Origin of the sequence: Streptomyces sp. 8L, assembly GCF_020176795.1 — a bacterium.
Taxonomy (GTDB): domain Bacteria; phylum Actinomycetota; class Actinomycetes; order Streptomycetales; family Streptomycetaceae; genus Streptomyces.
The window spans coordinates 1-1,084 of sequence record NZ_JAIUKE010000909.1; the positions used below are offsets into that span (position 1 = coordinate 1).

General features: G+C 76.1%; 1 protein-coding gene. It reads left to right on the forward strand.

The genetic code is table 11. The annotated features are described in order from the left end of the window. Nucleotides 1-29: 29 nt before the first annotated feature. Nucleotides 30-1,084 (forward strand): type VII secretion-associated serine protease mycosin (gene mycP, locus LCE31_RS39820; protein ID WP_225023187.1); only part of this gene is annotated, 1,055 nt, incomplete at its 3' end.

The following is a 1,084-nucleotide window of genomic DNA, read 5'->3' on the forward strand; positions in this document are numbered from 1 at the left end:
GTACGCGGCCCGCCCGGGCCGCGTACCGCCTGCGGCAAACGGCCGCCGCCCTGGCCGCCGCGTCCCTCCTGCTGCTCCTCCCCGCGCCCCCGGCGAGCGCCGACGCCATACGCGACCAGGAGTGGGCGCTCGGCCGGCTCCACGCCCAGCAGGCCTGGCGCACCAGCAAGGGACACGGCATCACTGTCGCCGTCCTCGACACCGGCGTCGACAGCACCCACCCCGACCTGACGGGCCAGGTCCTCGCGGGCAAGGACCTCATCGGCTTCGGCGCCGAGCGCGGCGACCGCTCCTGGGCCCGGCACGGCACCGCGATGGCCGGCATCATCGCGGGCCACGGCCACGGCCCGCACGACAGCGACGGCGTTCTCGGCCTCGCGCCCCAGGCGAAGATCCTGCCCGTGCGGGTGATCCTGGAGGGCACCGACCCGGCACGCGACCGCGCCCGCACCAGCCGGGGCGACGCACTCGCCCAAGGCATCCGCTGGGCCGTCGACCACGGCGCCGACGTCATCAACCTCTCCCTGGGCGACGACAGCGCCTCCGCGCACCCCGAGCGCGCCGAGGACGAGGCCGTGCAGTACGCGCTCGCCAAGAACGTTCCCGTCGTCGCCTCCGCCGGCAACGGCGGCCAGAAGGGCGACCACATCTCCTACCCGGCCGCCTACCCCGGCGTGATCGCCGTCGCCGCCGTCGACAAGTACGGCACGCCCGCGGACTTCTCCACCCGCCGCTGGAACGCCGACGTCAGCGCACCGGGCGTCGACGTGGTGATAGCGGACCCGGACCGGCACTACTACGAGGGCTGGGGCACGAGCGCCGCCGCCGCGTTCGTCTCCGGCACCGTCGCCCTCGTACGGTCCGCCCATCCGCACCTCACGCCCGCGCAGATCAAGAAACTGCTGGAGGACACCGCGCGGGACGCGCCCAAGGGCGGCCGTGACGACGCCACCGGCTACGGCCTGGTCGACCCCGCCGCCGGGCGCGCCGGCGCCGCCCGGCTCCCCGGCACCGATCCGCACGGCACCGCCGCCGGATACACGCGCCGCTACTTCGGCCCTGGCCCCACCCCGCCGCCCAGCCC